This is a genomic window from Streptomyces sp. NPDC001980, from assembly GCF_040296885.1.
GTDB lineage: Bacteria > Actinomycetota > Actinomycetes > Streptomycetales > Streptomycetaceae > Streptomyces.
In genome coordinates, this window is sequence record NZ_JBEOYD010000003.1 from 75,229 (window position 1) to 97,555 (window position 22,327).

The 22,327-nt window shown below is 72.8% G+C and carries 20 protein-coding genes and 2 pseudogenes; 12 read left to right on the forward strand and 10 right to left on the reverse strand.

Going from position 1 to position 22,327, the window contains the following annotated elements; all coding sequences use genetic code 11:
* Nucleotides 1–37 precede the first annotated feature (37 nt).
* The 3 genes and pseudogenes from ABT137_RS04965 to ABT137_RS04975 form a co-directional block, all read left to right on the forward strand.
* Complete coding sequence (locus ABT137_RS04965; RefSeq protein WP_502984473.1) at nucleotides 38–487, forward strand: hypothetical protein; 450 nt, start codon at nucleotides 38–40, stop codon at nucleotides 485–487.
* A gap of 53 nt (nucleotides 488–540) precedes the next feature.
* On the forward strand, nucleotides 541–1,257 hold the full coding sequence (locus ABT137_RS04970; protein WP_351702581.1) for a class I SAM-dependent methyltransferase: 717 nt from the start codon (nucleotides 541–543) through the stop codon (nucleotides 1,255–1,257).
* A 341-nt stretch (nucleotides 1,258–1,598) separates the two neighbouring features.
* Nucleotides 1,599–1,763 (forward strand): annotated as a pseudogene (locus ABT137_RS04975) (IS5/IS1182 family transposase); the annotation flags it as partial.
* Nucleotides 1,764–1,778: 15 nt separating this feature from the next.
* On the opposite strand, the gene ABT137_RS04980 reads toward ABT137_RS04975, so the two are convergent.
* Nucleotides 1,779–2,192 (reverse strand): winged helix-turn-helix transcriptional regulator, encoded by a 414-nt coding sequence (locus ABT137_RS04980; protein ID WP_351702584.1) that lies wholly within the window; start codon nucleotides 2,190–2,192, stop codon nucleotides 1,779–1,781.
* 105 nt (nucleotides 2,193–2,297) lie between these two features.
* Here ABT137_RS04980 and ABT137_RS04985 point away from each other — a divergent pair, with 105 nt between their 5' ends.
* Both ABT137_RS04985 and ABT137_RS04990 read left to right on the forward strand, forming a co-directional pair.
* Nucleotides 2,298–3,149 (forward strand): alpha/beta fold hydrolase, encoded by an 852-nt coding sequence (locus ABT137_RS04985; RefSeq protein ID WP_351702587.1) that lies wholly within the window; start codon nucleotides 2,298–2,300, stop codon nucleotides 3,147–3,149.
* 24 nt (nucleotides 3,150–3,173) lie between these two features.
* Nucleotides 3,174–3,296, forward strand: a pseudogene (locus ABT137_RS04990) (nuclear transport factor 2 family protein); the annotation flags it as partial.
* A gap of 1 nt (nucleotide 3,297) precedes the next feature.
* Here the strand turns inward: ABT137_RS04990 and ABT137_RS04995 are convergent.
* Nucleotides 3,298–5,697: a tetratricopeptide repeat protein gene (locus tag ABT137_RS04995; protein WP_351702590.1), complete on the reverse strand. Its 2,400-nt coding sequence runs from the start codon at nucleotides 5,695–5,697 to the stop codon at nucleotides 3,298–3,300.
* A 213-nt stretch (nucleotides 5,698–5,910) separates the two neighbouring features.
* Between ABT137_RS04995 and ABT137_RS05000 the strand changes: the two genes are divergently transcribed.
* From ABT137_RS05000 to ABT137_RS05010, 3 genes are all read left to right on the forward strand, one after another.
* Nucleotides 5,911–6,312 (forward strand): hypothetical protein, encoded by a 402-nt coding sequence (locus ABT137_RS05000; protein ID WP_351702593.1) that lies wholly within the window; start codon nucleotides 5,911–5,913, stop codon nucleotides 6,310–6,312.
* Nucleotides 6,313–6,416: 104 nt separating this feature from the next.
* Nucleotides 6,417–6,953, forward strand: coding sequence for a GNAT family N-acetyltransferase (locus tag ABT137_RS05005; RefSeq protein ID WP_351702596.1), 537 nt, complete (start codon nucleotides 6,417–6,419; stop codon nucleotides 6,951–6,953).
* A gap of 263 nt (nucleotides 6,954–7,216) precedes the next feature.
* Nucleotides 7,217–8,923: an ABC transporter ATP-binding protein/permease gene (locus ABT137_RS05010; RefSeq protein ID WP_351702599.1), complete on the forward strand. Its 1,707-nt coding sequence runs from the start codon at nucleotides 7,217–7,219 to the stop codon at nucleotides 8,921–8,923.
* 45 nt (nucleotides 8,924–8,968) lie between these two features.
* Here the strand turns inward: ABT137_RS05010 and ABT137_RS05015 are convergent, their stop codons facing one another.
* Nucleotides 8,969–10,426 carry an aminotransferase class V-fold PLP-dependent enzyme gene (locus ABT137_RS05015; protein WP_351702602.1) on the reverse strand — a complete coding sequence of 486 codons (1,458 nt, stop codon included), beginning with the start codon at nucleotides 10,424–10,426 and terminating at the stop codon, nucleotides 8,969–8,971.
* 132 nt (nucleotides 10,427–10,558) lie between these two features.
* Here ABT137_RS05015 and ABT137_RS05020 point away from each other — a divergent pair, with 132 nt between their 5' ends.
* On the forward strand, nucleotides 10,559–11,059 hold the full coding sequence (locus ABT137_RS05020; RefSeq protein WP_351702605.1) for a DUF2165 domain-containing protein: 501 nt from the start codon (nucleotides 10,559–10,561) through the stop codon (nucleotides 11,057–11,059).
* A gap of 37 nt (nucleotides 11,060–11,096) precedes the next feature.
* Here ABT137_RS05020 and ABT137_RS05025 read toward each other — a convergent pair whose 3' ends face one another.
* Nucleotides 11,097–12,071, reverse strand: a complete 975-nt coding sequence (locus ABT137_RS05025; RefSeq protein ID WP_351702608.1) for an ArsR/SmtB family transcription factor — start codon at nucleotides 12,069–12,071, stop codon at nucleotides 11,097–11,099.
* Nucleotides 12,072–12,325: 254 nt separating this feature from the next.
* Between ABT137_RS05025 and ABT137_RS05030 the strand changes: the two genes are divergently transcribed.
* Complete coding sequence (locus tag ABT137_RS05030; RefSeq protein WP_351702611.1) at nucleotides 12,326–12,811, forward strand: peptidase inhibitor family I36 protein; 486 nt, start codon at nucleotides 12,326–12,328, stop codon at nucleotides 12,809–12,811.
* Between the two features lie 110 nt (nucleotides 12,812–12,921).
* Nucleotides 12,922–13,989 (forward strand): hypothetical protein, encoded by a 1,068-nt coding sequence (locus ABT137_RS05035; protein WP_351702614.1) that lies wholly within the window; start codon nucleotides 12,922–12,924, stop codon nucleotides 13,987–13,989.
* Here ABT137_RS05035 and ABT137_RS05040 read toward each other — a convergent pair.
* From ABT137_RS05040 to ABT137_RS05050, 3 genes are all read right to left on the reverse strand, one after another.
* A complete protein-coding gene (locus tag ABT137_RS05040; RefSeq protein ID WP_351702617.1) occupies nucleotides 13,982–14,551 on the reverse strand; it encodes a hypothetical protein in 570 nt (189 codons plus the stop codon). The two genes, ABT137_RS05035 and ABT137_RS05040, sit on opposite strands and share 8 nt — an antisense overlap.
* A 98-nt stretch (nucleotides 14,552–14,649) precedes the next feature.
* Nucleotides 14,650–17,235 (reverse strand): bifunctional FO biosynthesis protein CofGH, encoded by a 2,586-nt coding sequence (locus ABT137_RS05045; RefSeq protein WP_351702620.1) that lies wholly within the window; start codon nucleotides 17,233–17,235, stop codon nucleotides 14,650–14,652.
* Nucleotides 17,236–17,437: 202 nt separating this feature from the next.
* A complete protein-coding gene (locus ABT137_RS05050; protein ID WP_351702623.1) occupies nucleotides 17,438–18,283 on the reverse strand; it encodes an LLM class F420-dependent oxidoreductase in 846 nt (281 codons plus the stop codon).
* A gap of 154 nt (nucleotides 18,284–18,437) precedes the next feature.
* On the opposite strand from ABT137_RS05050, the gene ABT137_RS05055 reads away from it, so the two are divergent.
* The gene (locus ABT137_RS05055) at nucleotides 18,438–20,003 is read left to right on the forward strand and encodes a CehA/McbA family metallohydrolase (RefSeq protein WP_351702626.1); all 1,566 of its coding nucleotides are present in this window, start codon (nucleotides 18,438–18,440) and stop codon (nucleotides 20,001–20,003) included.
* A 55-nt stretch (nucleotides 20,004–20,058) separates the two neighbouring features.
* Here the strand turns inward: ABT137_RS05055 and ABT137_RS05060 are convergent, their stop codons facing one another.
* The 3 genes from ABT137_RS05060 to ABT137_RS05070 form a co-directional block, all read right to left on the reverse strand.
* Complete coding sequence (locus tag ABT137_RS05060) at nucleotides 20,059–20,988, reverse strand: CU044_5270 family protein (protein ID WP_351702629.1); 930 nt, start codon at nucleotides 20,986–20,988, stop codon at nucleotides 20,059–20,061.
* The gene (locus ABT137_RS05065) at nucleotides 20,985–21,572 is read right to left on the reverse strand and encodes a sigma-70 family RNA polymerase sigma factor (RefSeq protein ID WP_351702632.1); all 588 of its coding nucleotides are present in this window, start codon (nucleotides 21,570–21,572) and stop codon (nucleotides 20,985–20,987) included. Before ABT137_RS05065 ends, ABT137_RS05060 begins: the two co-directional genes overlap by 4 nt.
* Before the next feature lie 267 nt (nucleotides 21,573–21,839).
* Nucleotides 21,840–22,226: a hypothetical protein gene (locus ABT137_RS05070; protein WP_351702635.1), complete on the reverse strand. Its 387-nt coding sequence runs from the start codon at nucleotides 22,224–22,226 to the stop codon at nucleotides 21,840–21,842.
* Nucleotides 22,227–22,327 lie beyond the last annotated feature (101 nt).

Genomic DNA, 22,327 nt, shown 5'->3' on the forward strand with positions numbered 1-22,327 from the left:
GAAGACGATGCGTCAACTGGTGTTGTGCACTGACGAATTGGCCGGTGCCGAAGGCTTCGACCGCGCCGAGGTCATCCCGCTCCACGAAGAGGCGGAGGAGCCGCGCCCGGCGCGGGGCATGCGGCGGGCCGGGTGGCTGCTGGTCGCCTGCGGGCTCGCCCTGCTGCCGTGGCTGTACGTGCTGGCCACCGGCCTGCCGGCCACCGCGACCGCGGCGCACTGGCCGGTCGCCTGGGTCGGGCTCGACGCGCTGGAGGCGCTCGGCCTGATCGCCACCGGCATCCTCGCCGCCCGCGGCGACCGGCGGCACGCCCTGGCAGCCGCCGCGACCGCGACGCTGCTTGCGGTGGACGCCTGGTTCGACACCACGACCGCGGCCCCGGGCGGCGACTTCGCCACCGCGGTCGCCATGGCGCTCGGCGCCGAGCTGCCGCTCGCCGCGCTGTGCGGCCGGCTGGCGCTGCGGGCACTGAGCCGGCCCGCGTGACGGCGACCGCCCAGCCACATGCCACGGACCGAATCGATCCACCGGAGAACACCATGCACCGCATCACCACCGCCCCCGTCGCCCCGATCCCGGCCCGGACCCGCTGGGCGGTCGCCGCCGGCGTCGGCGCCGCGTTGGCCGCCGCCTGGTGGCTGGGCGACACGGCGCCCTATCCGTACGCCCAACGCGGCCTGCTCGACGTGCCGTTGCCGTTCCTGACCGCCGACCGGATGGACGCCGTACTGCGGCCGCGGCCGGGGGAGCGGATCCTGGAGATCGGCCCGGGGACCGGACTGCAGTCGCTGCACGTCGCCCCGCAGCTCGGGCCGGAGGGACGGCTCGATGTGCTCGACATCCAGCAGGAGATGCTCGACCACGTGATGTGCCGCGCAGAGCGCGACGGCCTGGCGACGATCACGCCCACCCGCTCGGACGCACGTGAACTGCCCTACGCCGACGGGACATTCGACGCCATGTACGCCGTGACCGCGCTCGGCGAGATCCCCGAGCCGGATCGGGTACTGCGCGAGGCGGCACGGGTGCTGGCACCAGGCGGGCGACTGGTGATCGGCGAGTTCTTCGACCGGCACTGGATCCCCTTCGGCCGGCTGCACCGGCTCGCCGACGCCGCCGGCCTCCACCTGACCGAGCGCCGCGGCCCAAGCCCGGCATACCTCGCCCGCTTCCGACCCTGCGGAGCCCACGCGCCCGTTCGCCAGGGCGAGCACCTCGCCGACGGCGACCGGGAAAGCGACGACGGGAAAGCGTGAGCACCACACGCAGGGACCGCGATCACCGAGCTGAACAACCTGGTGCGCGGTAGGCCGCTCCAGGAGGCGAGGGGGCTCCGCCCCAACCGCGGCCAGCCACGAAAACCGCGGCGCCCCCGCAAGGTGAGAGGGGAGTCCTGCGGCTTCTGCTGCGTGATTCCGGTCTCCGATCGTGCTGGGTCCTCTCCGGCAGCAAGCCCGGGCGGCGGCGATAAGGCGGGTGCGTCCAGCAGCCCCGCGGAGTTCTGCGAGCGGGCCTGTGGTGGTGCAGTGCCGACCGGCCCATTCCGCGCGGTTTTCGGCGGTGCTACCCAGCCACAGGTGACCTGGGACCGACCGTGCCGGCCGCCTTCGACCGCGAGACCTACAAGCAACGCAACACGGTCGAACGCTGCATCAACCGCTTGAAACAGTGGCGAGGCATCGCCACCCGCTACGAGAAGACAGCAGCCGTCTACCTGGCCGGACTCCACGTTGCGAGCATCTTCCTCTGGTCAGCCAGGTGATCCAAACGAAACCGCCTAGGCCGGGGGTGACCCGTCGGCCAGCCGGTTGTTGCGGTCGATCTCCCACATGTGTGTCTCGGCCCAGACCCGCAGAGCGGAGAGCGGGCCTTCGAGGGACAGGCCGAGCTCGGTGAGCCGGTAGTGGACGGCGGGCGGCACGGTGGGCTCCACGCGGCGGACGACCAGGCCGTCGCGGGCCAGGCTCTGCAGGGTGACGGACAGCATCTTCTGCGAGATGCCCGGCATCCGGCGGCGCAGTTCCGCGAAGCGGACCTCGTCCGGAGCCTCCTCGGCCAGCACCTTGACCGCCATCGACGTCCACTTGGTGCCGATGCGGTCCAGCAACTGGCGCGTCGGGCAGCGCGGATCCATCAGGTCACCGCGGTCACCGGGCCGCTGGTCACGTCCGCCGGGCCTCGACGTGGTCACCTGGGGCTCACCACCTGAAGGGAAAGTGCCGTCTTGGGCGGATCAGGCTAGTTCCCTAGCGTGACCCTGTCACCCTTCCTCACCACCCCTTCGGAGAGTCCCGCCATGCCTGAGCTGCGACGCGTCCCGGTCAACGGTGTCGAACTCAACGTCGCCCTCGCCGGATCGGGCCCGGCCGTCCTGCTGCTGCACGGCTTCCCGCACACCTGGGAGCTGTGGACGGACGTCATGGCCGGTCTGGCCGGCCGCCACCGCGTCATCGCACCGGACCTGCGCGGGTTCGGCGCGAGCGGCCGGGCCGCCTCCGGATACGACGCGGACACCCTGGCCGAGGACGCCGCGGCGCTGCTCGCCGCGCTCGACGTCTCCTCGGCCGCGGTGGTGGGCATCGACGCCGGTACCGCGCCGGCCTTCCTCCTCGCCCTGCGCCGCCCCGGCCTCGTCCGGCGCCTGGCCGTCATGGAGGGCCTGCTGGGCAGGCTGCCCGGCGCCGAGGACTTCCTCGCCGACGGGCCGCCGTGGTGGTTCGGCTTCCACTCCGCCGGACCCGGCCTCGCCGAGACCGTGCTGGAGGGACACGAGGCCGCCTACGTCGACTGGTTCCTGCACGCCGGGACGCTCGGCGACGGGGTGCGCCCCGCCGTCCGCGACGCCTTCGTCCGCGCGTACACCGGCCGCCAGGCGCTGCGCTGCGCGTTCTCGTACTACCGGGCCCTGCCCGAGAGCGCGGCGCAGATCGAGCGGGCGGTCGCCACCGCCCGCCTGACGGTGCCGACGATGGCCGTGGGCGCCCGGCCTGTCGGTACGGCGCTGGAACGCCAGCTCCGTCCGGTCACCGACGACCTCACCGGGCACGTCATCGAGGACTGCGGCCACATCATCCCGCTGCACCGGCCACACGCCCTGCTCACACTGCTGCGCCCGTTCCTGGCCGCCGAGGACACGAGCGCGGCGTGACGGGCCCCCGCACCCCGGTGCCCCCAGTGGGTCTTCACCACGCCGGACGGAGGCCCCCGCCTGGCGGGAACGGACGTCGTCCATCTGCGGCGCAGCCTCATCGACCAGGTCATCGTCTTCGCGGGGGAGATCAAGTCCGCCTCCTGAGTCACCCCTCTCCGGCACCGGCCATGCGGTGTCGGACCGCGGTCCGCTGTTCCCGGGCCCACGGGTACTCGGGGTTCAGCGCAAGGGCGCGGTCCAGGTCGGCGAGACCCTCTTCGTGGCGGCCCAGGTTGGAGAGGGACACGCCTCGGCTGGCGTATGCCGACGCGTAGCCGGGGTCGAGTTCGAGGGCGCGGTCGTAGTCGGCCAGGGCCTCCTCGTCGCGGCCGGTGACGCGCAGGGCGTCGCCGCGTTCGCAGCGGCCCCAGGCCCAGTCGGGTTGCAGGGCGAGGGCACGGTCCAGGTCGGCGAGGCGGCGGGTCTGGTCGCCGAGGCCGCGCCAGACGCGGGCGCGGCGGGCGAGGGCCCAGGCGTAGTCGGGCTTGAGTTCCAGGGCGTGGTCGAAGTCGGCCAGGGCCGCGTCGAGGTCACCGTGGCGTTCGTGGACTGCGCCCCGGGAGGCCAGGGCGAACTCGCTGGTGGGGTCGCGTCTGATCCCCTCGCTCAGGTCGGCCACCGCTTCGTCGTGGTGGCGTGCGAGCCGGTGGTGCTCACCGCGCAGGATGACGTTCCACGGGTTGTCCGGCTCCAGTTCGAGCACCCGGTCGAGGTCGGCCAGCGCACCTTCGTAGTCGCCCGTCCAGCCCCGGGTGACGGCCCGGCCGCGGTGGGCGCGGACCAGGGCCGGGTCCAGGGCGAGGGCGCGGTCGTACTCCTCCAGGGCCCGCTCGGGCGCGCCGTCCCGGCCGAGCGCGTCGGCCCGCAGCGCCCAGGCCGTCGCCCGCCACGGCTCGTCGCCCCGGGCGCGGCCGAGCAGCAGCCGGAGCAGTCCGGCGAGCCCGCCCGCGGCGAGCGCCTCGGAGAGGTCGCCGCCCCAGGTCCGTACGGCCTCCGCGTCCGCGTCCTCGCCCGCCTCGGCCAGCAGCCGCACCCAGGGCCGTACGGCATCGTCCCCGTGGGCGCAGGCGGTGACGACATCGGCCAGAGTCCCGGAGAGCGCGGCGCGAGGTCTCGCGCACAGCAGGTGGTACGACTCGCCGAGCCGCAGCTCCCGCCACCCCTCGTCCGCCCACAACTCGTCGGGCCGCAGGCCGGCTTCGGCCTCCGCGCGCCGTCTGCCGTACGCCTCGGCGAGCCGGGTGTGCCGCTCGGTCCAGCCCTGGGGTGAGCGCAGCCGCTGGAGCCGGAGCATCGGCGCCCGTACGACGTCGTGGTACTGCAACCGCCCCCCGCGCTCGCCGACGAACGGCATGGCCCTCAGCCATGCGAAGAGCGCACCCGTCTGGTCCCCAAGGCCGTCCACGGCGGAGCGGAACACGTCCTCGTCGAGCCGTCGGGGCAGCGCGCCCGCCAGCGCGGCCGCTCGGCGCACGGGGTCCCGCTCCCATTTCAGGAACCGGTCGACCGCCGTGGCGCTCGGGTCCCCCACTTCCCCGGGGCCGACGGGCCCGGACTCGGCCAGCGTCGAGACGAGCACCGGAAGCCCGCCCGTCAGCCGCAGTACCTCGGCGACCACCGGCTCGTCCCGCACCCCCTTGTCCGCGAGCAGCCCCCGGGCCTCCGCCTCCGTGAAGGGGCCGAGCGGCAGGTCCGTCCTGAAGTCCGCGAAGCTGCCCCAGCGGGCCGTGTCGAACGGGTGCTGACCGGAGGTGACCACGACGACGTTGGCGGGGAGGGCGCCATGGCGGTCGGTGGTCATCACGTCGTGCAGCCAGGGGTCGAGGAACGGGCCGGTGCGCTCGTAGGTGTCGAGGAGGAGGACGATCCAGGGGACGGAGTCGGCCGCGCCCGCCAGTTCCGTCAGCAGCACGGGGGTGAGTACCCGCTCGGGGGAGAGCACCAGCTGGGCGTCCTCCTGGCTGCGGAAGCGGGCCCGGAGCCGGTCGGCGCCCTGGGCGAGCCGGTCCGTGTCCAGGGCTGCGGCGAAGGCGCCGGCCACCGGGACCATCCCCAGTCCCACCTGGGCCGCCCGCGCCACGGCCAGGCTCCCCGCCGACGGCCGCTCCCCCTCCTCCGGTCCGCCGCCCAGCACCAGCGCGGACTCCGCCTCGTGCCGTCGCTCCCGGTGCGCGGCCAGCAGCCGCTCCAGTTCCTTGAACCGCCGCCCCTGGGCCGCGAACTGACGCACCATCACGGTCATCGCCTCGGGCACGCCGGCCACGCCCTCGTCGACGTACGCGGTCAGCGCCCCGCCCTCCCGGGCGATCTGCTCCAACTCCCGCACCAGCCGGGTCTTCCCGACGCCCGCGTCGCCGTGCACGTGAAAGAGGAAGCGGTGCCGCTCGTCCTCGGGCGGCAGGTCGAGGTTCCGCCGGAACGCGGCCCGCTCCTCGGCCCGCCCGACGAACCCGGCCCTCCGGCGCCGCCCGATCAGCTCCTGCATCGACGGCCGTGTCGACCCCATCCACGCCTCCCCCGCAGTCGGCCCACAGTGAGTCTGGCAGAGACCACTGCGTCCGGACGGAGCCGCCGGGGCCGATGACCTGACGAGGTGTCGATCACTGGCTGGTTTTGGCCTCTTGCCCGGGGCTTCCGATGACTTCTACTTTTTGAGCGACTGCTCAAACGCCGGGAAAATCGCCTCTCTCCTGGACAACTTCAAACGAAGGAAGAAGGCATGACCAGCAACAGACGTACCTGGCTGCTCTTCACGGGCTGGTTTCTGACCGGAGCCTGCTACTTGCTCGCCCTCCTCAGCGTGCTGTCGATCGGGATCTTCATCCTGCCGATCCCCGTGGCCGGCACCCTCGCGCTGGCCACGCGTCGGGACACCTGGCGGGGCCTGCCCGGCCTGCTGTCAGGTGCGAGCCTGCCGCTGTTCCTGCTCGCCTACCTCAACCGGCACGGTCCCGGCACCTACTGCACCACCTCGGCCGGCGGCAGCAGTTGCACCGAGGGCCTGCTCAACCCGTGGCTCCTGCTCGCCGTCGGACTGCTCGTCCTCGGCGCCGGACCCGCACTGCTCCTCAAGATCCAGCAACGGCCGGCGAACAGCTCCGCGCCGAGCCCCTCCCGGTAGTGCGCACGCCCAGTCCGTCGATGTCGACGCCGGGGGCCGCGGACGGCGCGGATCGGCCGGGGATCCGCTTGGCCCGTGCCCGGCGGAGAGATCATCATGGGGGAATGCCCGAGAACCAGTCCCCTGCGGCACCGACTGCGGTGCGGTTGCCCCAGTACACGAAGGCGGACCAGGAGGAGATCCTGGGCACCGGCAACGATCCCTTCGGTGTTGCCTCGGCCGGTCTGACCTGGCTGCCGAAAGAAGAACACTTCGGCATCAGACACGACGACCGGCTCGTGGCACACACCGGCCTGCTACGACTGCCGGTCGCGATCGGCGACGCCGAGACAGAGGTGGTGGGCGTCGGCGGGGTGGCCGTCGCACCCCGTATGCAAGGTCAGGGGCTGGCGCGGCTCGTCGTCACAGCCGCACTGGAGCACGCCCGCACGATGGGTCCTCAGCACGCACTCCTGTTCTGCCGGCCTCCCCTCGTGCCGCTCTATCAGCGCCTCGGATGGCACCCCCTCGTCGAGGACGTACTCGTCGAACAACCCGGAGACCGTCTGGTGACCATGCCACTGCGGACCATGACGACCCCCCTCCACGACGATGCTCGCTGGCCCTCGGGGACAGTGCGGCTGTTCTCGCTCCCCATGTGACGGGTCCCCCGCCGACCACCTGGGGTTCGCGCCGCGGCGAGAGGACCGTCCACCGGGCAGCCCAGTCACGGTGTACGCCGTGGACCGTCCGCTCGACCAGGCCCGCAAGGCCCTCGACGCGGCCGTGCGCGGCGACACCCTCGCCTGGCGGAACCGCATGGCGGCGCAGCGGCCGTAGCCGGAAGGGAGTGAAGTCAGGTCCGGCGCCGTGGAGTTGGGTGCCCGTGCCCAGCACGGGTGGGCTCACCTGACATGCTGCCCCCATGTCGACACCGCCCCCGCACTCTCCCGCGTCCGTCGAGGCTCCCGTCCCCTCCGTCAACGGCCTGCGCCTGCGGGCGCGTCGGGTGAGCCGGGAGGTCCGTGGGGGTGGGCGGATACTGAACGACATATCCGTCGAGGTCGCTCCGGGGCAGCTCACGGTGGTCGCCGGGAGCAGCGGTGCGGGCAAGACCGTGCTGCTGCAGACGCTGGCGGGGCTGAGCGAACCGACCGCGGGCGAGGTGCTGCACGACGGGGCGCGCCCCGGGCCGCCCGGGCCGGACTTCGGGTTCGTGCCGCAGGAGGACATCATCCACCGCGAACTGCCGCTGCGCCGCACCCTGGTGTACGCGGCGGGTCTGCGGATGGCTCCGGGCACGGCGGCCGGGACCGTGCTGGAAACCGTCGACCGGGTGCTGGACACACTCGGCCTTGCGGAGCGGGCGGAGACCCCGGTGCGCGCGCTGAGCGGCGGCGAACGCAAACGGGCCAGTATCGCCGTCGAGTTGCTCACCCGCCCCCGGGTGCTCTTCCTCGACGAGCCGACGTCCGGGCTCGACCCGGTCACCGGCGCGGCCCTGCTGCGCACCCTGCGCACGCTCGCCGAGGACGGCACCACCGTCGTACTGACCACACATGTCCTCGCCGATCTGCTCCGCGCCGACCAGGTCGTGTTCCTCTCCGCCGGCGGCGAGGTCGCGTACGCGGGTGAACCGTCCGCCCTGTTCGGGGCCTTCGGGGTCGGCACCGTGGAGGAGGTGTACGAGGCGGTGGCGGGCGGCGCACGCGTGGCACAGGCCGCGGCCGGGGATGTCGCCCGTCCTGAGGCAGCGCCGTCGTCCGGGCGTCCGGCGCGGGTCGGCGTCCTGCGCCAGTGGGCGCTGCTGACCCGGCGCGGTACCGCGCTGATGCTGCACAACCGGCTCTCGGTCGCCGTCCTGGCGGGCTCGCCGGTGATGATCGTCGCGATGTTCGCGGTGCTGTTCCGGGCCGGCGCGTTCGATCCGGCGGCCCCGGATCCGGGCTCCTCGGCGATGATCATGTTCTGGATCGCGTTCGGCGCGTTCTTCTTCGGGCTGACGTACGGCCTGCTCCAGATCTGCACCGAGCTGCCGGTCCTGCGCCGTGAGTGGCTCGCGGGGCTGCGGATCGGCCCCTACGTCGCCTCGAAGCTGACGACCATGCTGCCGGTGCTCGCGGTCGCGGACGCGCTGTTGCTGATCGTGCTGCGCGCCCTGGACCGGCTGCCGGCGGCGGGCTGGGACACGTACGGTTCGCTGTTCGTGTCGAGTGTGCTGGCCTCGGCCGCCGCCCTCGCGCTGGGGCTGCTCGCGTCGGCTGCGGTGTCGGAGCCGGGGCAGGCGACGCTGATGCTGCCGTTGCTCTGCTTCCCCCAGGTGCTGTTCTCGGGCGCCTTCGTACCGGTGCCCCGGATGACGGTGGCCGGGAAGGCGATCAGCTGGGCGATGACCAATCGCTGGGCGTTCGAGGCGCTGGGCAGCGGGGTGGGGCTGGAGTCGTTGTGGCGGGCGGGCCGCTCGCCGCTCGGTCCGCCGCTGCTGGCGTCGTACGGGGATTCGTTCGGGCATCCGGCGAGCCGCGGGTGGGTGATCCTCGCGGGCTTCGCGCTGGTGTTCCTGGCCTGGACGTGGGTGATCCTGCTGCGCAAGTGCCGGAACGGCGCGGAGCGGAGCCGGGCGGGGCGGTGATCCCCGGCGCGGTGGCGCGCGGCGCGGTGGTTCGGCGGCACCGGCTCAGCAGCTCTCCCGCGCGGCCAGCCCGGTCACCGTCGGCACCCGGTCCCGGTAGGTCTCCGTCACGAACGCCAGGAACGTCTCGATGTCCCTGGGCTGGGACGCCACGCCCAGGGAGACCCGGACGGCGCCCGCCGACGGCAGCCGCAGCAGCTCCAAGTACTCGTCCAGTGAACCGACTTGCGTGTCGGCCGCCGAGCGCAGCCGGTTCAGTGGCAGGTCGAACGCCTCCTCTCCGGCCCCCGGATTGCAGAAGCAGCCCGTGCGCAGGGATATGCCGTGGGCGGCGCTGTCGCGCGTGACGACGCGTTCGTCGACGATCCGGCCGTCCGCCCCGAGCACGTTCAGCGCGACGGTACCGCCGCGGTTCACATCGGAGCGGTCCGCGTCGGCACGGTCCGCATCGGCGCGCTCGGTGCCGTACACGCGCACCAGCGGTGAGCCGTCGCTGTGCCGCAACGTCCGCAGGCCGCTGAGCAGTTGGCCGGTGAGGGCGGCGACGTGGGCGTGTACGCGGTCCATGCCGATGCCGTCGATCCAGGCGAGTCCGGCGGTCACGTCCGGCAGGGAAAGGAAGTTGACGGTGCCGTCCTCGAAGGCGGCCTCGTCGGCGGCGAGGACGTGCCACTGGGCCTGGGCGCTGACGGCGTAGATGGTGCCGCCCGAGAACCAGGGTCGGCGCAGCTTGGCGAGGGCCGCCCGGCGCGCGATCAGGCTGCCGACGCCGGTGGGGTGACCGAAGACCTTGTACCAGCTGACGGCGGTGAAGTCCGGGTGGTGGCGGCTCAGGTCCAGGACGTTGGTCGGTGCGAAGGCCGCCGCGTCGAGCAGGACGTCGTAGCCGTGCGCCTGGGCGGTGGCGATCCAGTCCAGCGAGTGCTGGACACCGGTGAAGTTGCTCTGCGCCGGGTAGGCGAGCAGGCCGCCGGCACCCCCGCGCGGGCCGGACGGGGACAGGGCGGCGAGCAGCCGCCGCTCGTCGATGCGCAGGCCCGGTACGTACACGGTCGCGGCTCCCCGCGCCCGCGCGTACTCCCTCAGGCCGTTGACCGAGTTGTGGTTGTCGAGCGACATCACGAGCCTGCTGCCGGGGCTGAAGGGGTACGCCTCACCGACCAGGCGCAGGGCGCCGGTCGCGTTGGGGGTGAAGATCACGGCGTATTCGTCGGGGTCGGCGTTGAAGTGGCGGAGCACCGCCTGCCGGGCCTCGGCCAGCAGGAGTCCGGAGGCGCGGGAGGCCGGGCTCTCGGAGTGCGGGTTGCCGAACACTCCGCCGGTGATCCGCCGGGCGCTGCCCATGACGAGGGAGCGCGGGGGAAGTCCGGCGCCGGTGTGGTCGAGGTAGGTGTGTCCGCCCTCGTCGAGGTAGCCGAACTCGCGCGTCCGCAACCGAGCGAAGCCGTCCGGACCCTCCGCTTCCCCGCCGCGTATGCGTCCGGTGGCGTCTGCCGTATCCATGAGCATCCCCTCGCACGAAACTTCGACAAAGGTATCCGCGTGCGAGGAGTTCACCGATGCGGCACGACGTCAGGGCGCCCGGCAACTGCCGAACAGGGGGTGTGAACGGCCGAGTTGGGGAAGGACGGTGGCATGTCCACCTCCCACGCGCCTCGTGCGCTTTCGCTTGCCGCTGCCGTTCTGACCGGAACGGTCGCTCTCTACATCGCCCTCGTCGCCTTCGGGAACATCACCGACTTCGGCACCAACCAGGCCTTCGTCCAGCACGTGCTGGCCATGGACACGACGTTCAAGGACGACGACCTGATGTGGCGGGCCATCACGAACAAGGGACTCGAGAACACCGCCTACATCCTCATCATCGTGTGGGAGACGCTGGCCGCGCTCGTGCTGATCGCCGGGACCTGGCTCTGGGCACGCCGTGACAACGTACGCGCGCGGCGCGTCTCCACCTACGGTCTGCTGATGCTCGTGCTGCTCTTCGGCGCCGGGTTCATCGGGATCGGCGGGGAGTGGTTCTCCATGTGGCAGTCCAAGACGTGGAACGGGCTGGACGCCGCGACCCGGGTGCTGGTGCTGACCGGGGTCGCGCTCGTCGTCGTACAGCTGTCGGACCGGTCGGCCGCCGAATGACCGGCGCGGAGTGACAGGCGCGGGCCGGGCCCGGTGATCAGCCGAGGTTGGCGCGGAGCATGGAGGCGCCGAGCGGGGTCAGGGTGTGCAGGACGCTCGCGGCCTGCCGCTGGCTGGTGATCAGGCCCGCTTCGCGCAGCACGGTGGTGTGCTGGCTGATCGAGGACGCGGAGACCCCGGCGACGCGGGCGAGTTCGCCGGTGGTCGCGCCGGCCGCGACCGCGCGCAGCACGGTGGCCCGGGTGCGGCCCAGCAGCGAGGTCAGCGAGGCGCCGGCGCTCTGCACCGGACTCGGCTGCTGGTGAAGCGGGTACACGAGGACCGGAGGCATGTCCGGGTCGGCCATCGAGACCGGTGTCTGCCAGCAGAAGTAGGACGGTACGAGCTTCAGGCCCCGCCCGCCGAGCCGGAGGTCCCGGTCGACGGTCGGGTGGCCGACGTAGAGGACCGGCCGTCTCCAGCGGATGCCCGGCCCCAGGCCGCCGAGCAGGGCCTCCACCCCGCCGTCCAGCAGCGCCCGGCACCGGACGGCCCGGTCCGCGTCGATGCGGGCCTGGATCTCCTCGCCATACGGGGCGATCGCCGTGTCGTGGTAGTCCCGCAGCGCCCGGACCAGCTCACGGCGGCCGTCCCGGCGGGCCAGTTCCGGCGCCCCGGGCGGGCCTCCCGAGACCCCGGCGAGGGTCTGCAGCTCGCCCAGTACCCGGCGGGGCGGGGCGGCCAGCACGGCCTCCAGGCCGGCCTCCAGCCCCTCGGACGACTCGGCCGGATTGAGGAAGTCCGGGTAGTAGCGGCCCCGGTGGAAGAGCGGCAACAGCAACTCGCGCAGGATCCGCTGCTGTCCGTTCTCCCGTAATCGCTGGCAGGTGCCGCGATACCAGTGCGCGTAGGCCCAGCGCCCCTGCCGGGTCTGGAAGCGGTGCAGGCTCTGCGCGAGCTCCCACAGCGGGTCCGGATCGCTGATCACGCGCGTCCGGGCAAGGTCGACGTCCGAGAAATGAATGCGGAGCATGGCGGTCCCCCACCCCCATGGGCCCGGTCCAGGCCTGTCCGCTTCAGCATGGCCAGCCCCGTCCGCCGCTGAACACCACGAAAGGACCACGAAACCCGAAAAACTTACGGAGTAACCGGTTCCCCCCTGTTGACCTGCCTCTTTAAGGCCACGCTGCACATCATGGCCACCTGTTGGCGCCTCTGACACCGTGAATCCCGTCCATGCCATTCACGCTGCTCAGTCACCGTTCAGGGAGCGACAACATGAAGAGCATGAAGAGAATGCCGGCCGTCGCGGCGGGCGTCGTCCTGCTGCTCGGCGCCGCGGCCGGCACCGCGGCCGCCGACCCGTCCGGGACCTCCGTCGCGTCCGGGAACGCGGTCGCGTCCGGGAGTTCCGTCATCGCCGGCTCCGCGCCGGCGGCCCTCTCCGCCCAGGTCGCCACACCGGCGGCCGTCCCCTCCGGCTGCTCGGCCGGCAACCTGTGCTTCTGGGTCAACAGCGGCTACAACGACGGGCCGGGCGAGCTGTCCGGGTCGAACGCCAACTGGACCGCCTTCGCCCACTCGACCTGCCAGACCAAGACGTGGAACGACTGCGCCTCGTCGCTCTACAACGACGGCGTGAACGACAACGCCGTGGTGTACACCGACGCCAACTACTCGGGCAGTTCGGGCGTGATCGACCGGGGCGTGGGCGGCGACGTCTCCGCGGCCTGGAACGACGTGATCTCGTCCAACTCGTGGGTGGCGCCCTGACCGCGCCCCGTTGACGGCCTCGCGGGCGGCCGGGGTTCCGGTCCCGGCCGCCCGCCCGTTCCGGCACCTCCCGTCCCCGTCGCAGACCCAGTGGCAGGAGCACCTCCACGATGCCCACGGCCTCCACGCCCGTCGCCCCCACGCCCACGCACCCGTCCCGCGCGCCCCGCATCGGCGGCCTCCTCGCCTGCGCCGCGGCGGGTGCTCTCGCCCTCACCGGATGCGCGGGCTCCGTCCCGGCCCCGCATGCCGCCCGGACCGCCGCGATCACACCGGCCGGGCTCGACCTGCTGACCGATTCCGGCACCTACGCGAACGCCGAGAGCTCGCTGACCCGCGCGGAGTCCCAGCTCATCGCCTCCTGCATGACGGCCCGGGGGCTCCGCTATGTGGTCGCCGGCTCCGGTTCGGCGTCCGCGACCACCCCGACCGCCCAGGTGGACCTCCGACGGCGGCGCAGCCAGGGCTACGGGCTGTACGAGCAGTACACGGCCGCCGCCGGAAACCCGACGCCGGCGCAGGCCGACGCATCGGGCAAGATCGTCTCGGGCAGGACCTCCTCGGACAAGACCGCTTCGGACAAGACCGCCTCGGACAAGGCCCTGTCGAACGACGCCTACGTCCGGAGCCTCTCCGCCGGCAAGGCGGCCGCCTACATGACGGCCCTGCGCGGTAGCACGTCGGACCTGCGCACCTTCCGCATGGCGGACGGTTCCCTGGAGTTCTCGGTCAAGGGCTGCGAGGCGGACAGCCGCAGGCAGCTGTACGGCAGCCTGACCACCTACGCGGAACTCGCGGCCATCCCCCAGAACCTGAACGCCACGCTGACCGGCCCCGTCCAGCGCGACGCCGCCTACCTGGCCCTGATGCGGAAGTGGAGCACCTGCATGGCGGACCGGGGTTACCACTACGCGCTGCCGAGCGACGCCCAGGTCCGGCTCAAGGCGTCGTACCAGCGGTCCGGCGCCACCTCGGCGCTGCGCAGGCGGGAGATCGCGACCGCGGTGGCGGACGGTACCTGCGCGCTGCGGCTGCGGATCCCCTCCGAGGTCGTGGCGATCAGGAAGCGGCTGGCCGGTTCCCTGCTGACCGCGCGGCAGAAGGCCGCCATGGCCGAGCTGGCGAAGGACTGGCAGCGGGCGACGGCGGCCGCTCAGCGGGTCGTCCGGTCTACCTGACCACCGTCACCCGGGTGTCCGGCTCCGTGCCGAACGTCCACAGCGCCGCCCCGTCCGCCTTGTGCATGCGGATGCCGCTGGTCTGCTTGCCGGCGGCGGGCGGTGGGGAGGAGCCGTCGACCGCGTTGGAGAAGGCGATCGACAGGCCCGACCTGGAGGCGAAGTAGAGGACGTGCTCGATCTGGACGCCGTCCGAGCCGGTCGTCGCCGAGAGGGTCCTGCCGATGGTGTACGTGCCCGGGACGGGGCTCACCGTCCCCGGCCACACCGTGAACGTACGGGTCACCTTGTCGCTCGCGTCGACCATCCACACCCGCTTGCCGCCGACCGAGTAGACGACCCGGCGGCCGGAACCGGAGGCCGCCGGCACCGTGGGGGCCTTCGTCGGGGCCGGTGACGCGGAGGGGTGGGCGCCCGCCGACGCGCTCGCCGACGGGCGGACCGCCGCGGCCGTGGGGTGGGGCCCCTTGTCGGCCTGGAGGGCGAGGAAGACGACGGCCACCGTCGCCCCCGCCGTCAGACCGGTGACCCAGACCCAGGAAGGCAGCAGTCGGGCAGCCACGGGTACGCATCTCCTCCGCTGTGAGCGCTATGAGGCCCCCTGCCTCTTCGCACAGGGGTCGGATCATCGTACTGTGCGCCGCCCGGCCGCCCGACGGCTCAGTCCAGCACCGGCAGCAGCTCAGGCAGGTGCCCGTCGGAGGCCTCCGCCGCCCGCTGCCGTTCCTCGGAGACCGGCCCGTACAGCGTCGTACGCGGCTTCGCCGGACGCCCGGCGGCCTCGGCCACGGCGACGAGGTCACGGACCGACTTGTACGAGCCGTACGACGACCCCGCCATCCGCGAGATCGTCTCCTCCATCAGCGTGCCGCCGAGGTCGTTCGCTCCCGAGCGGAGCATCTCCGCCGCACCCTCCGTGCCCAGTTTTACCCAGCTTGTCTGGATGTTCGGGATGTAGGGGTGGAGGAGGAGACGGGCCATCGCCGTCACCGCCCGGTTGTCGCGCATCGTCGGGCCGGGCCGGGAGATGCCGGCCAGGTAGACGGGCGCGTTGGTGTGGATGAAGGGCAGCGTCACGAACTCCGTGAAGCCGCCGGTGCGCTGCTGGATGCCGGCCAGGGTGCGCAGGTGGCCCAGCCAGTGGCGGGGCTGGTCGACATGGCCGTACATCATGGTGGAGGAGGAGCGGATGCCCACCTCGTGCGCGGTGGTGATCACCTCGATCCAGGTGGCGGCGGGCAGCTTGCCCTTCGTCAGCACCCACCGCACCTCGTCGTCCAGGATCTCGGCGGCCGTGCCGGGGACGGTGTCAAGACCCGCCTCCTTCGCCGCCGTGAGCCACTCCCGGATCGACATGCCGGTGCGCGTCGCGCCGTTCACCACCTCCATCGGAGAGAAGGCGTGCACGTGCATGCCGGGGACGCGTTCCTTGACCGCCTTCGCGATGTCGAAGTACGCGGTGCCGGGCAGGTCGGGGTGGATGCCGCCCTGCATGCAGACCTCGACCGCGCCGACGTCCCACGCCTGCTGGGCGCGGTCGGCGACCTGGTCCAGGGAGAGGGTGTACGCGTCCGCGTCGGTGCGGCGCTGCGCGAAGGCGCAGAAACGGCAGCCGGTGTAGCAGACGTTGGTGAAGTTGATGTTGCGGGTGACGATGTAGGTGACGTCGTCGCCGACGGCCGACTTCCGTACGTCGTCGGCGATCCCCGTCAGCGCGTCGAGGGCCGGGCCGTCCGCGTGGAACAGGGCGAGGGCCTCGGCGTCCGTCAGCTTCGTGGGGTCGTCGGCCGCGGTCGCCAGGGCCGCGCGCACGTCCGTGTCGATGCGCTCCGGCGCCATCCCGGGGGCGGCCGCCTCCCGCAGCGCGCCCCAGTCGCCGTACACCTCGTCGAAGTCGTCACGCCGGTCGGTCGTACGGCCCTCGGAGTCGATGGCGGTGTGCAGGTCGGTACGGCCGGAGGCGACGAAGACCTCCTCCGGCTCCTGCCAGGGGTGCCCCTCGACCACCGCGTCCGGCACCGCGAGGCCCGTCTCCGGGTCGGCCAGCGCGGCCACGTGCGGGCGCAGCCGCGGGTCCAGCCAGGGCTCCCCGCGGCGGACGAACTCCGGGTACACACAGAGACGTTCCCGCAGCTCGAAGCCCGCGGCGGCCGACTTCGCCGCCAGCTCCTCGATCTGCGGCCAGGGGCGCTCGGGGTTGACGTGGTCGATGGTGAGCGGGGAGACCCCGCCCCAGTCGTCGATACCCGCCGCGATGAGCCGCTCGTACTCTCTGTCGACGAGGTTGGGCGGCGCCTGGATGTTGCCGGCCGGCCCCATGACCAGCCGGGCCACGGCCACGGCCGCGACCAGCTCGTCCAGTTCGGCGTCCGGCATGCCGCGCATCGCCGTGTCCGGCTTGGCGCGGAAGTTCTGGATGATCAGTTCCTGGACACCGTGGTACGACCGGGCCACGCGCCGCAGCGCGAAGAGCGACTCGGCCCGCTCCTCGTACGTCTCGCCGATGCCGATCAGGATCCCGGAGGTGAAGGGGACGGAGGAACGGCCCGCGTCCTCCAGGACCCGCAGCCGGACGGCCGGTTCCTTGTCCGGCGAGCCGTGGTGCGGACCGCCGGGCTCGGACCACAGCCGGGTGGCGGTCGTCTCCAGCATCATGCCCATGGAGGGCGCGACGGGCTTCAGGCGCTGGAAGTCGGTCCAGGACATCACCCCGGGGTTGAGGTGCGGCAGCAGGCCGGTCTCCTCCAGGATGCGGATGGAGATGGCCCGGACATAGGCGATCGTGTCGTCGTAACCGTGCGCGTCGAGCCACTCGCGCGCCTCGGGCCAGCGGTCCTCGGGCTTGTCGCCGAGGGTGATCAGGGCTTCCTTGCAGCCGAGGGCCGCGCCCTTGCGGGCGACGTCGAGGACCTCGTCCGGGGACATGAACATCCCGTGCCCGGCCCGGCGGAGCTTGCCGGGGACGGTGACGAACGTGCAGTAGTGGCACTTGTCGCGGCACAGGCGGGTGAGGGGGATGAAGACGCTCTTCGAGTACGTGATGACACCGGGCCGGCCGGCCTCTTCCAGACCGGCGTCACGGACCCGGGCGGCGGACGCGGCGAGGTCGTCCAGGGCCGCACCGCGCGCCTGGAGCAGGACGGCGGCCTCGGAGACGTCGAGGGCGACGCCGTCCCGGGCGCGTTTGAGGGCGCGACGCATGGAGTTCTCGGTGGGGCCGGTTCCGGGGGTCGCGGAAGTCGTCATTCTTTGAGCATACGTTCGGGTTCGGTGGGGTCAGTGGGGGCTGCGATGCGTGGCCGGGTGCCGGTGCGCTGTGGCTGGTCGCGCAGTTCCCCGCGCCCCTGAAGGGGCGCACTGCGGCGAGCCTTTCTTTTAGAGGCGCGGGGAACTGCGCGAGCAACCCCCACGCACCCGCACCCGCACCCGGAAACTCAGCGCACCCCCCTCACAGGTACTCCGCGTACCCGTCCAGCGCCCCCAACACCTCCGCCTCCCCCGCCGGAGGCAACTGCACCACGACCTCCTCGATGCCCAGCTCGGCATAGTGCGCGAGCTTGCCGGCGCTCGGGAAGACGGCGTACGGCACCACCTGGAGCGCGGCCGGGTCGCGCCCAGCGTCCGCCCACACCGAGCGGAGCACCGGCAGCGACTCGGTGAGCCCGCGTCCCCCGATCGGCATCCACCCGTCCGCATACTCGGCGATGTGCGCGAACAGCTTCGGCCCCGCCGCCCCGCCGACCAGCGTGCGCGGCCCGGCGACCGGCCCGCGCGGCTTCTGGACGGGCTTGGGGTGCGCGGACGAGGCCCGCACGCTCCCGAACTCCCCCTCGTAGGCGGTCGGTTCGTCCGCCCACAGCGCCCGCATCAGGGCCATCCGGTCCCGGGTCAGCTCCCGCCGCGACCGCCAGGCCACCCCGTGATCCGCGGCCTCTTCCACGTTCCAGCCGAAGCCGACGCCGAGTGTGAAGCGGCCGCCGGACAGGTGGTCGAGGGTGGCGATCTGCTTGGCGAGGTCGATCGGGTCGTGCTGGGCGACCAGGGTGATGCCGGTGCCGAGGCCGAGGCCCTCGGTGACGGCGGCGGCCTGGCCGAGGGCGACGAACGGGTCGAGGGTACGGCCGTACTCGCGGGGCAGGTCGCCGCCCGCCGGGTACGGGGTGGTCCGCTCGACGGGGATGTGCGTGTGCTCGGGCAGGTACAGCCCGGCGAACCCGCGTGCCTCCAGCTCACGGGCGAGCCGGACGGGGGCGATGGTCTCGTCGGTGAGGAAGATCGTGACGGCTATGCGCATGCCCCATCTGTACCGGGGGTGGCTCGTTATGTCCATACCGACTGGTCGGCATCACACGCCCCGTCTTTCACACAGCTGTGCACATGACATACGGATGCCTGTGGATTCCCTTTCCTTCCGTGGGAGTTCACGTCCGGAGGGGAGAGTGAGCGGCATGTGTGAGGAGACGCACGGCCACACGCACGACGACACCCAGGACGTCCGGGACGACACCCCCGGCATCGGCAGACGCGCGCTGTTCGTGACGGGCGCGGCCGCAGCCCTTACGTTGGGAACCGTGAGTTTCGCAGCGGCGGACGGTCAGGACCAGGGGACTCAGGAGACGGCGACCGTGAGCGGCACCCTGCCGCCCGGTTGCCCGGACTTCGTGTACGTACCGGTCGAAGTGCCCACCGGCGTACGGGAGATCAAGGTCTCCTACACCTACGACAGGCCGAGCGTCCCGGCCGGCACCACGGGCAACGCCCTCGACATCGGCCTCTTCGACCAGCACGGCACCGAGCTGGGCGGCAAGGGCTTCCGGGGCTGGTCCGGCGGCGCCCGCACGGAGTTCTTCGTCCGCGCCGACGACGCGACCCCCGGCTACCTCCCGGGCCCGGTCCGCGCGGGCACCTGGTACGTCGCCCTCGGCCCGTACACGGTGGCCCCGCAGGGCCTGACGTACGAGCTGACGATCACGCTCACGTACGGCGAACCCGGCACCCCCGTCCGCCCGGTCCACCCGCCCGCCCGCGCCAAGGGCCGCGGTCGCGCCTGGTACCGCGGCGACTGCCACCTGCACTCCTGGTACTCCGACGGCCGCCGCACCCCCGCCGAGATCGCGGCCCTCGCCCGCGCGGCCGGCCTGGACTTCATCAACTCCTCCGACCACAACACGCACTCCTCGCACCCGCACTGGGCGGACCAGGCCGGCGACGACCTGCTGATCATGCTCGGCGAGGAGGTCACCACGAGGAACGGCCACGTCGTCGCCCTCGGCACCGACCCCGGAACCTTCGTCGACTGGCGCTACCGGGCCCGCGACAACCGGTTCGGCCACTTCGCCCGCCAGATCCACAAGGCCGGCGGCCTCGTCGTGCCCGCGCATCCGCACGCCACGTGCGTGGGCTGCGCCTGGAAGTTCGGCTTCGGGGACGCGGACGCCGTCGAGGTGTGGAACGGCCCCTACACCCCCGACGACGAGGTGGCCCTCAACGCCTGGGACGCCACCCTGGTCGCCTCGGTGCGCAACAACCGGGAGTGGCTCCCGGCGATGGGCAACAGCGACGCCCACCGGGACCCGGACGCGGTGGGCCTGCCCCAGACCGTCGTCCTCGCCGACGACCTGTCCCGCGAGGCGATCCAGGAGGGGCTGCGCGCGGGCCGCTCCTACATCGCCGAGTCGAAAAACGTGACCGTCGGCTTCACGGCGACGGGCAGCCGCGGCGAGCGGGCCGGCATCGGCGAACGCCTGGAGGTGGCCGCCGACAGCACGGTGACCGTCCGCCTGGAGGCCTCCGGCGTCCCGCGCTGCACGGTCCGCTTCGTCACCGACGAGGGCGTCCTGCTGACCAGCGACCCGCTCCCGGTGGCCGGCTCGGGCGCGGTGGAGTGGCAGACGACCCCGTCGTACGCCGCCTACGTCCGCGCCGAACTCCGCCACGAGACGGCGGCCGGCACCGTCCCCGGCGCCCTGGCGGCGCTGACCAACCCGATCTTCCTGGGGACGGCGGAGCGGTGACTCCGGCCAGGTACCGCCCCGCCAGGCGGTACCTGGATCCGGCTTCGGGTGGTGGTCAGCCGAGCTTCTGGGCCGGGCCCACGTACAGGAAGGTCGTGGCCAACCGCAAGTCCGGTTTCTGGATGCTCGCCTGCCGGAATTCCAGGACGGTGCTGGTGCCGGGGTCGACGATCAGGCGGCTGCGCATCTTCGGGCTCTGCCACTCCACGGCCGTACCCTGCCGTCCCACAGCGTCCTTCGCCTGGCCGACGAGGTGTACGCCGTCCATCCCGGCCAGGATCTCGAACAGCGCCGCGCGCAACGCGGGGCTCGCCGGTGAGCCGGCGATCAGGTTCACGATCCTGTTGTAGAGGGAACCGGTCGAGCCGGAGCCGCTTCCCGCGTCCCCGAGCAGCTGGGTCTTCAGGGCCGCCGGATCGGTGGGCAGCTTGGCGAGATCGTCCCAGGTCAGCCTGGTCTTCCCGATCGTCCAGACCATCCCGCCGGGGAACTTGCAGAAGCCGTCGTGGCAGATCTTCGTCTCCGCTCCCGGGCTGCTCCGGGAGTAGGTGGCCGTCCGGCTGTACCAGGTCGTCTGGACCAGGCTCCCCTTGCCATTGACCATGCCGGTGGTCCGCAGGCGCACCTTCCAGTACGGGGCGTCCGCGGCGGACTTGTCGCCGTCCGCCGCCGTGTCCGCGACGCGGTTCAGGAAGGCCGCCGCGTTGGCGCTCGCGGCCGGGGGGCCGCCGTCGACCGAGACCGTCGGGTAGACGAGGACGGTGGCCGTGACCGCCGCGACGGCCAGGGTCGCCCCGACGAACCTTCGCCGGACCCGTCCGCGCGGCGGCAGCGGGACGGCGTCCGCCGTGTCGCGGGCCACCGCCTCCGCCACGGCGGCCCGCGCCGCGGCGACGGCCGACGCAGTCGGCGGCTCCACCCGTCCGGCGGCCGTCAGGGCGTCCGCGCCGGGGAAGTCGAGGAGGTCGAACTCGGTCGTGGTCATGCGAAGTCTCCCGTCCGGTCGAGCAAGCTGGGGCTGGGGCCGGTCGACGCGAGTGCCTCGCGCAGCCGGGCGCGGGCGCGGTGCAGGCGGGATCTCGCGGTGCCCGGGGGAATGCCGACCACGGCCGCGGCCTCGGTCGGGGTGAGCCGTTCCCAGGCGACGAGGAGCAGCAACTCGCGCTCCACATGGGGCAGTCCGGCGATGCTGTGCCGCAGGAACGGCGCGACCGCCGCCGCGTCCAGCCGTTCGTCGACCCCCTGCCACGGGTCGGTGTCGGCACGGTCGCCGGGCGTGCCCGGCCCCGGCTGTTCCCTCCCGCCCCGCCGCCAGTGCGCGGCGAGTACGTTCCTGGCCACCCCGAACAGCCAGGTACGGGCCGTGCCCCGGGCGGCGTCGAAGGTGCGGCGGCTCGCGTAGGCCTGCAACCAGACCTCCGCCAGCAGGTCGTCGGCGACGGCGGGTGCACGGCGGGTCAGATAGCCGTGCAGTCCACCGGCGTGCCGCTCGACCAGCGGCTCGAAGGCCGCCGGATCACGGGCCGAGCGGGTGAGCAGAGCCTCGTCGTCCGAGTCGTCCGGTTCCATCTGGTCCCCTTCCGCGGCCACGCTCTCGCGACCACACCCCTTACTTGTCGGGAACGGGCGGGAGCGTTCGTCCGGCACCGCGATGCCGTCCGTCGGCCGCGCCTCGTCCACACCGCGGGACGACCCGGCCTGACGCCCCGGGGCGACAACTGCTCCGGCCGGGCGCACCGGCGGTGCGGCTGTCGCGGCCGGCCGGCGAGCCTCGGCCGATGGTGCGGGCCGCCGCGCGGAGGGCGCCGTCGACGGCCCCGGCGGCTGCCCCCGCGACTACCGGCGACCCTCCTCTTCCCGCTCACGGCGCCGCAGCGCGCGACGCTCCTTGCCCGGCAGGGTGGCGGCCAGCTCGCCCACCGGGGCCACGTCGTGGCCGTTGCCCTCCCGGCCGCCCCGGCACCACCACACCGGCGGGCCGGCCGCGTCCGTCGCACCCGGGTACCAGTCGTCGGCGGTTCCCGCGGGACGAACGTGCACTCCGGTCCTGTGCTCCCGGCAGACCGGCCAGACCTGCCAGAGCAGCTCCATGACGGTCGACTGCGCCGCGTCCGCGACCACTTCCAGGACCGTCGCCTCGTCGTCCGGCTCCAGCGGGTCGCCCTCCTCGGGGTCGTACGCGTTCACCTGGTTGCCGTGCCAACGGCCGTCGGGCATCGCCACGTAGACCCGTCCCCTGTCGACTCCACCCGTTCCACCCGTGGACGGAGACTGCTGAGGCGGTTCGGCCATCAGTATCAGCGCGTCCTGCCCCGGCAAGGTCG